Raw genomic sequence first — 8,717 nt, forward strand, 5'->3', positions numbered from 1 at the left:
GCGAACGGTGCACGTATGTTTGAAGTCGCTGCTGCTTTGAAGGAGTATTATTAATGATTATTTGGCTTGCCGAGCTGCTACAGCCATACCTGTCTTTTTTCCGATTGTTTGAATACTTGTCTTTTCGAGCAATCCTAAGCGTATTAACCGCTCTAGGTCTGTCATTATGGATGGGACCAATCATGATCAAGCGTTTGCAAATGCTGCAAATTGGTCAGGTAGTGCGTAACGAAGGTCCTGAATCTCACTTTAGTAAGCGTGGTACCCCAACAATGGGCGGTATCATGATCTTAGCGGCCATCTCAATCACGATTTTGCTATGGACAGACTTATCCAACCCTTACGTATGGGCGGTACTGACAGTCTTACTTGGCTACGGTGCGGTCGGATTTGTTGATGATTATCGTAAAGTGGTGCGAAAAAATACCGATGGCTTGATCGCGCGTTGGAAGTACTTCTGGCAGTCGTTGATCGCGTTTGTCGTCGCTTTCGCATTGTATGCTTACGGTAAAGACACAGCAGCAACTCAGCTAGTGGTGCCATTCTTTAAAGACATCATGCCGCAGCTTGGTTTGATGTATATCATTCTGACTTACTTTGTCATTGTAGGTACAAGTAACGCGGTCAACCTGACTGATGGTCTAGACGGTTTGGCAATCATGCCAACGGTTCTTGTTGCAGCAGGCTTCGCGGTTATTGCATGGGCGACCGGTAACGTTAACTTCTCTGAATACCTTCATATACCATACTTACCACATGCTTCTGAGTTAGTTGTCGTATGTACAGCAATCGTAGGTGCAGGCCTTGGTTTCTTGTGGTTTAACACGTACCCAGCACAAGTGTTCATGGGCGATGTGGGCTCACTAGCGCTTGGCGGTGCATTGGGCACCATTGCTGTTCTAGTTCGTCAAGAGTTGGTGTTGGTGATCATGGGTGGCGTATTTGTAATGGAAACGCTATCAGTCATCCTGCAGGTAGGTTCTTACAAATTACGTGGTCAGCGCATTTTCCGTATGGCACCAATTCACCACCACTACGAATTGAAAGGTTGGCCAGAACCTCGCGTAATCGTGCGCTTCTGGATTATTTCTATGGTTCTTGTTCTGATTGGTCTTGCGACATTGAAAGTGCGTTAATCGCGCTTTCCAAGAACAAGATTTACAGTGTGATCAAATATGGAACGTTGGCAAAACATACATAGTGTTGTCGTCGTAGGGCTCGGTATTACCGGGCTCTCTGTCGTTAAACACCTAAGAAAAAATCAGCCACAACTTGTGGTCAAAGTCATTGATACTCGTGTAAACCCTCCCGGTGCAGAGCGCTTGCCGGAAAGTGTTCAACTGCATAGTGGTGGTTGGAATACAGACTGGCTTTCTGACGCGGATCTTATCGTGACCAACCCTGGTATTGCGCTAGCGACACCAGAGATCCAAGCCGTATTAGCAAAAGGTACGGCAGTAGTAGGTGATATCGAGTTATTCGCTTGGGCGGTGCAGAAACCGGTGATTGCGATTACGGGCTCAAACGGTAAGAGCACAGTAACCGACCTCACAGGTGTGATGGCTAAGGCTGCAGGTTTGGATGTTGGCGTTGGTGGTAACATCGGTGTGCCTGCACTGGATTTGTTAGAACAAGACGCAGACCTATATGTACTCGAACTCTCGAGCTTCCAGTTAGAAACGACGTCAAGCTTAAAGCTCAAAGCCGCTGCGTTTCTGAATCTTTCTGAAGATCATATGGATCGTTATCAAGGCATGTCTGACTATCGACAAGCTAAGTTGCGTATTTTTAACCATGCTGCTCTTGCAGTCGTGAACCGTGATGATCAAGAAACCTTCCCAGACGCAGAGATGCCATTGGTGACATTTGGCAGCGACAATCAGGACTTTGGTCTCGAGGTGGATGGCAACCGTACTTGGCTGCTCGATCACGGTCAACGAGTTGTCGCAAGTGATGAGCTTAAGTTGGTTGGTAAGCACAACTTATCTAACGCTCTGGTTGCTTTAGCGCTATTAAAAGCTGCGGACGTAAACTATCACAAAGCATTGAATGCACTTAAAAATTACACGGGACTGACACACCGATGCCAGGTGGTTGCGGATAATCAAGGCGTCAAATGGGTGAATGACTCTAAAGCAACTAATATTGCCAGCACTATGGCTGCGCTATCTGGTTTGGAATCGACAGGCAAGCTCTACTTACTCGTTGGTGGTGTTGGCAAAGGTGCTGACTTCTCGCCATTAAAACCGATCTTCGCGACGCTTAACTTGCAACTGTGTTGCTTTGGCGCTGATGGCGATGAATTTATGCCACTGCATGAATCTGCAATACGTTTCGACACTATGGAAGATGTGATTCAACAAGTATCTTCGCAGTTAAAACCAGGTGATATGGTGATGCTGTCTCCTGCATGTGCTAGCTTTGATCAATTCGACAACTTTATGGCAAGAGGTGATGCTTTCGCTGCTCTTGCTCAGAAATATGCATAATTAAAGGTTACACACTTCGTGGGTTTAGGTAACGTTAAACGCAGTATTGGCAATTGGCTCAAGCATCCAGCCCCAGAGGCGATGTTTGATCGTCAGTTAGTGTGGATTGCACTGGGTTTGATGTTGACTGGTTTGGTCATGGTAACCTCTGCATCATTTCCAATCAGCTCTCGATTAACGGAACAGCCGTTCCACTTTATGTTTCGTCATGCGACGTTTCTCGTGCTGGCGTTAGGGACCTCCGCTGTTATTTTGCAAGTGCCTTTGCAAGAGTGGTTTAAGAAGAGCCATTACTTACTTTGGGCTTCTTTCGCACTGTTGATCATCGTGCTCTTGGCGGGTAAGTCGGTTAATGGTGCGTCTCGTTGGATTCCCCTCGGGCTGTTTAACCTTCAGCCAGCGGAGGTCGCGAAGCTATCGCTGTTTATCTTCATGTCTGGTTACTTAGTTCGAAAGCAAGACGAAGTACGACAAACGTTCTTTGGTGGCTTTATGAAGCCAATCATGGTGTTTGCCTTCTTCGCAGTATTACTACTTGGTCAGCCAGACTTGGGGACGGTGGTCGTGATGCTGGTCACGCTGTTTGGCATGCTTTTTATCGCAGGTGCAAAACTAACCCAGTTTCTCGCCTTGATGGTGGCAGGTATCGGCGCTGTGGTAGGTTTGATTCTCGTCGAGCCATACCGTATGCGACGAGTAACCTCCTTCCTTGACCCGTGGGAAGACCCATTTGGCAGTGGCTATCAGTTGACTCAGTCTTTGATGGCGTTTGGTCGTGGTGAATGGTTCGGTCAAGGTCTCGGTAATTCAATTCAAAAACTGGAATATCTACCGGAAGCGCATACCGACTTTGTGTTTGCCGTACTTGCTGAAGAGCTTGGTTTCGTAGGCGTAGTGCTGGTCTTAATGCTGATTTTTAGCTTGGTGCTAAAAGCGGTTTACATCGGCAAGCGTGCATTTGAAGAAGGCGAAATGTTCGGAGGTTATCTGGCTTTCGGAATTGGTATTTGGTTTGCGTTTCAAACCTTGGTTAATGTTGGAGCTGCCGCCGGTATTGTTCCAACAAAAGGTTTAACACTTCCACTCATCAGTTATGGTGGTTCTAGTCTAATAATTATGTCCGTCGCAGTGTCCATATTACTGCGTATCGATTACGAATGCCGCTTGAAACGCGAGCAACAACAATCAGAACAACAAGCTAATGAAACAAAATAAACGTTTGATGGTGATGGCTGGTGGTACTGGCGGTCACGTATTCCCAGGTTTGGCGGTAGCAAAACAGCTTCAAGAGCAAGGTTGGGAGATCCGTTGGTTAGGTACGGCGGATCGAATGGAAGCGGATTTGGTGCCAAAACATGGCATTGAAATCGACTTTATCAAAGTGAAAGGGTTACGAGGTCAAGGCGTTAAACGTCTTCTTGCAGCACCATTTCAAATTATCAATGCCATTATGCAGGCTCGTGCTCACATGAAACGCTGGCAGCCAGACGCAGTGCTTGGTATGGGCGGTTATGTTAGCGGCCCGGGCGGTATTGCCGCTTGGATGAGTGGCATTCCTGTTGTTCTGCATGAACAAAATGCAGTAGCAGGTTTAACGAACCAATGGTTATCGAAAATCGCTAAGAAGGTTTTTCAGGCTTTCCCAGGCGCTTTTCCAAATGCCGAAGTGGTTGGGAACCCAGTTCGTGAAGACGTGACTCAATTAGCAGCGCCAACTGAGCGCATGCAAGAGCGCCAAGGTCCAATTCGCATTTTGGTGATGGGTGGCAGCCAAGGCGCACGTATTCTTAACCAAACTCTGCCAGAAGTGATGTCGAAATTGGGCGAAGATTACTGTATTCGTCATCAAGCGGGCAAAGGTGCCGCCGAAGAAGTGAATGCAGCATACCAAGCTAATGGTGTGGTAAATACAGAAGTAATGGAATTCATTGATGACGTTGCAGAAGCTTACGCATGGGCTGACCTTTTAGTTTGTCGCTCTGGAGCGTTAACCGTTTCTGAAGTCTCGGCGGCAGGTGTAGGCGCTATTTTTGTTCCATTCATGCACAAAGACCGCCAGCAAGCACTTAATGCAGACCACTTGGTGGATTGCGGCGCGGCGAAAATGATTGAACAACCAGATTTAACCGTTGAGTCTCTGACTCAGCAGATCCAACAATTGGATCGCCAAGCTTTACTTACAATGGCTGAGCAAGCGCGTGGCGCTGCAAAATTGAATGCTGACCGAGTTGTCGCACAAGCCATTGTCGCTTTGACCGAAAAGCGTTAACCGAATTATTGAGAATAGAATTGATGACAATCCAACATACACAAGACTTAGCTCAGATTCGCGCAATGGTGCCAGAGATGCGCCGCGTGAAATCCATCCACTTCATCGGTATTGGTGGTGCGGGCATGAGCGGCATTGCAGAAGTGCTGTTGAACGAAGGCTACCAAATCACAGGTTCTGATCTATCAGAGAACGCTGTGACAGAGCGTTTGGTATCAAAAGGTGCGACGGTATTTATTGGTCATCAAGCCAGTAATGTAGAAAAAGCCAGTGTGGTTGTTGTGTCAACGGCGATCAACGAAGAAAACCCAGAAGTGATGGCGGCACGTGAATTACGCATCCCTATTGTACGCCGCGCAGAGATGTTGGCTGAATTGATGCGATTCCGTCACGGTATTGCCGTTGCGGGTACACACGGTAAAACCACGACGACCGCTCTTGTTACTCAAATCTATTCTGAAGCCGGTCTTGATCCAACGTTTGTGAATGGCGGTTTGGTGAAAAGCGCAGGTACAAATGCGCGTCTAGGCTCGAGTCGTATTCTAATTGCAGAGGCAGATGAAAGTGACGCGTCATTCCTGCACTTGCAACCAATGGTGAGCATTGTTACCAATATCGAAGCCGATCATATGGATACCTATGGTGGTGACTTTGAAACCTTAAAGCAAACCTTCATCGATTTCCTTCATAATCTACCGTTTTACGGCCAAGCAATTGTTTGCATTGATGATCCTGTGGTTCGAGAGTTAATCCCACGTATTAGTCGTCAAGTGATAACTTACGGTTTTTCTGAAGATGCCGACGTACGTATTGAAGATTATCGTCAAGAGGGGCAGCAAGGCAAATTTACGGTAGTACGTAAAGGGCGAGCTAACTTAGATATCACGCTGAATATTCCAGGTCGTCACAATGCATTGAATGCGTCTGCTGCGATTGCGGTTGCTACTGAAGATGACATTGAAGACGATGCGATCCTAAAGGCAATGGCTGGTACGCAAGGTACGGGAAGACGTTTTGATCACCTTGGCGAGTTTGATACTGGCAACGGCCATGCAATGCTTGTTGATGATTACGGCCATCATCCAACAGAAGTGGATGTAACCATTAATGCAGCACGCAGTGGTTGGCAAGACAAGCGTTTGGTGATGATTTTCCAACCGCACCGTTATAGCCGTACTCGTGATTTATACGATGATTTCGCGAATGTGCTTGAACAGGTGGATGTATTGATCATGCTGGATGTTTACGCAGCGGGTGAAAAGCCGATTGCAGGTGCTGATGGGCGCGCTTTATGTCGCACAATTCGCAGCCGAGGCAAGGTAGACCCGATTTTTGTTCCAGAAATCGAGCAATTACCTTCAGTTTTAGCTAACGTTATACAAGACGGCGACCTAATCTTAACGCAAGGTGCGGGTGATATTGGTAAAGTGGCGAAACAGCTGGCAGGTCTTAAATTGAATATAAACAAGATGCTTGGCTGACACATATTGTTGATGCGAAGGACAGATAAAGACTCAGATCTCGATTTTGCGTCAATATCATTGTGATTTATTGCTATCAGTGTTTGATAGTTTACAAGAGCTCAGTATAATCCCAAGGTTAAAGTCAAGACTTTTACCTCTGCGTAATTATATGGGTAAAAAGTACACGACAAAAGTCAGGAAACGAAGACGTTGTTGAATATTGCACTGAATGACGAGCGACCAAACACGGGTAACAACCGTGGTCGCCAAGAAAAAATCTTGGGTGCGTTATTTTTCGTTGTGGTTGTGACTTTAATTAGTTCTGTTTTGTACGCGGCGATCAGTTGGATGTGGGATGACCAAAGGTTACCTCTCTCCAAAATAGTACTTCAGGGGAAACTGGAGTATGTCCAAGCTGACGATGTGCAGGCTGCATTTAGTCGAATCGATCACATCGGTACATTTATGTCCCAGGATATTGATGTATTACAGCAAAGTGTCGAAGCTCTGCCATGGGTAGCGCATGCCGCAATCCGAAAGCAGTGGCCGGATACAGTAAAAGTTTTTTTGACGGAGCATCAACCAGAAGCCATTTGGAATGGCAACGAACTGTTAGATAAAAACGGGTTCGTTTTTGATGGAGATGTTGCTCTGTTGCAAGAAGAAAAAGTGAAGCTGTACGGACCCAAAGATAGCGGACCGGAAGTCTTACAGACTTACCGTGATTTGAGTCCTAAGTTTCAGCAATTGGGTTTAGCGATATCGTCTCTGGTATTAAACGAGCGACGAGCTTGGCAAATCATCCTTGATAACGGTATTCGATTAGAGCTCGGTAAAGAGTCTCTTCTTGAGCGTATAGAGCGCTTTTTTAAGCTCTATAACAAGCTTGGCAGTGACACGCAAAGAATCAGTTATATCGATCTTAGGTACGATACAGGAGCCGCAGTTGGTTGGTTTCCTGAACAAGAGTTAGAAGAGAGTACAGATGACTAAGGCCGCTGATGACAACATTATTGTTGGTCTTGATATAGGCACTGCAACCGTATCGGCTCTAGTGGGTGAGGTTTTACCAGACGGTCAAATTAATATTATTGGCGCAGGTAGTAGCCCCTCACGCGGCATGGATAAAGGTGGCGTGAATGATTTGGAGTCGGTTGTAAAATCAGTACAACGTGCAATTGATCAAGCTGAATTAATGGCAGAGTGCCAGATCAGCCGAGTCTTCATTTCGTTGTCTGGTAAGCATATCGCAAGCCGAATTGAAAAAGGTATGGGCACGATTTCTGATGAAGAGGTGTCTCAAGAAGACATGGATCGCGCTATCCATACCGCAAAATCGATTAAAATCGGTGATGAACAGCGAATTCTTCATGTGATCCCGCAAGAGTTCACCATTGATTACCAAGAAGGAATCAAAAATCCGCTTGGTTTATCTGGGGTAAGAATGGAAGTGAGTGTCCACCTTATCTCATGCCATAATGACATGGCACGCAACATTATTAAGGCGGTAGAACGCTGCGGCCTTAAAGTAGAACAACTCGTATTTTCTGGGCTTGCTGCTAGTAATGCAGTAATCACCGAGGATGAAAGAGAGCTTGGAGTTTGTGTGGTTGATATTGGCGCCGGCACGATGGATGTGGCCATCTGGACTGGCGGTGCGTTACGTCACACAGAAGTATTTTCGTACGCAGGAAATGCTGTAACCAGTGATATTGCTTTTGCTTTTGGCACGCCAGTGAGCGATGCTGAAGAAATAAAAGTCAAATATGGCTGTGCTTTGAGTGAACTGGTCAGTAAGGATGACACGGTTAATGTACCAAGCGTAGGTGGACGACCATCACGTAGCCTGCAACGTCAAACGTTGTCAGAAGTGATTGAGCCACGCTACTCTGAGCTTATGGGACTGGTTAACCAAACTATCGACTCTGTACAAGCAAAATTGCGCGAAGAGGGTATCAAGCACCATCTGGCTGCGGGAGTTGTACTCACCGGCGGTGCTGCGCAAATGGACGGAGTGGTAGAATGTGCGGAACGCGTATTCCGCAATCAAGTAAGGGTCGGCAAACCGCTCGAAGTCAGCGGATTAACTGACTATGTAAAAGAGCCGTACCATTCTACGGCAGTTGGATTACTTCATTACGCAAGAGACATGCAGTCTAGCGACGATAGCGATTATAATGAACCTAAACGCTCATCTGTAACTGGCTTTTTCGATAAATTGCGTAACTGGATACAAAAAGAGTTTTAACCTGAGTTGCAGGATAAACGGAGACAACACATGTTTGAACCGATGATGGAAATGTCTGACGATGCAGTAATCAAGGTCGTTGGGGTTGGTGGCGGCGGTGGTAACGCCGTTGAACACATGGTGCGTGAATCCATCGAAGGTGTGGAATTCATCAGCGTCAACACTGATGCGCAAGCACTTCGTAAGACAAGCGTTGGCAATGTAATTCAGATCGGTGGTGATATCACTAAAGGTCTGGGTGCAGGTGC

Annotated in this window: 7 protein-coding genes and 1 pseudogene; all 8 read left to right on the top strand. The window is 46.5% G+C overall.

Annotated elements, in window-relative coordinates; all coding sequences use genetic code 11:
• Positions 1-53: 53 nt before the first annotated feature.
• Complete coding sequence (mraY, locus tag R7Z10_RS23455) at positions 54-1,136, top strand: phospho-N-acetylmuramoyl-pentapeptide-transferase (RefSeq protein WP_005372931.1); 1,083 nt, start codon at positions 54-56, stop codon at positions 1,134-1,136.
• A gap of 39 nt (positions 1,137-1,175) precedes the next feature.
• Positions 1,176-2,489 (top strand): UDP-N-acetylmuramoyl-L-alanine--D-glutamate ligase, encoded by a 1,314-nt coding sequence (gene murD / locus R7Z10_RS23460; RefSeq protein WP_017821485.1) that lies wholly within the window; start codon positions 1,176-1,178, stop codon positions 2,487-2,489.
• An 18-nt stretch (positions 2,490-2,507) separates the two neighbouring features.
• The gene (gene ftsW, locus R7Z10_RS23465; protein WP_005372933.1) at positions 2,508-3,704 is read left to right on the top strand and encodes a cell division protein FtsW; all 1,197 of its coding nucleotides are present in this window, start codon (positions 2,508-2,510) and stop codon (positions 3,702-3,704) included.
• The gene (gene murG / locus R7Z10_RS23470) at positions 3,691-4,758 is read left to right on the top strand and encodes an undecaprenyldiphospho-muramoylpentapeptide beta-N-acetylglucosaminyltransferase (RefSeq protein ID WP_054728485.1); all 1,068 of its coding nucleotides are present in this window, start codon (positions 3,691-3,693) and stop codon (positions 4,756-4,758) included. Before ftsW ends, murG begins: the two co-directional genes overlap by 14 nt.
• A 23-nt stretch (positions 4,759-4,781) precedes the next feature.
• Entirely contained in the window at positions 4,782-6,239 is a 1,458-nt protein-coding gene (gene murC, locus R7Z10_RS23475) for a UDP-N-acetylmuramate--L-alanine ligase (protein WP_005387395.1), read from the top strand.
• Between the two features lie 192 nt (positions 6,240-6,431).
• Entirely contained in the window at positions 6,432-7,214 is a 783-nt protein-coding gene (locus R7Z10_RS23480; protein WP_005387393.1) for a cell division protein FtsQ/DivIB, read from the top strand.
• Positions 7,207-8,469, top strand: coding sequence for a cell division protein FtsA (gene ftsA / locus R7Z10_RS23485; RefSeq protein ID WP_005372946.1), 1,263 nt, complete (start codon positions 7,207-7,209; stop codon positions 8,467-8,469). The genes R7Z10_RS23480 and ftsA overlap by 8 nt, the downstream gene beginning before the upstream one ends.
• 30 nt (positions 8,470-8,499) lie before the next feature.
• Positions 8,500-8,717: pseudogene (locus R7Z10_RS23490) on the top strand (cell division protein FtsZ); the annotation flags it as partial.

Source organism: Vibrio sp. Vb1018, assembly GCF_033338775.1.
GTDB classification, from domain to species: Bacteria; Pseudomonadota; Gammaproteobacteria; order Enterobacterales; family Vibrionaceae; genus Vibrio; species Vibrio alginolyticus.

Excerpts from the sequence above, each read along its gene's own strand:
- murG (WP_054728485.1), top strand. The coding sequence starts at position 3,691 with ATGAAACAAAATAAACGTTTGATGGTGATGGCTGGTGGTACTGGCGGT.
- murD (WP_017821485.1), top strand. The coding sequence starts at position 1,176 with ATGGAACGTTGGCAAAACATACATAGTGTTGTCGTCGTAGGGCTCGGT.
- mraY (WP_005372931.1), top strand. The coding sequence starts at position 54 with ATGATTATTTGGCTTGCCGAGCTGCTACAGCCATACCTGTCTTTTTTC.
- ftsA (WP_005372946.1), top strand. The coding sequence starts at position 7,207 with ATGACTAAGGCCGCTGATGACAACATTATTGTTGGTCTTGATATAGGC.
- murC (WP_005387395.1), top strand. The coding sequence starts at position 4,782 with ATGACAATCCAACATACACAAGACTTAGCTCAGATTCGCGCAATGGTG.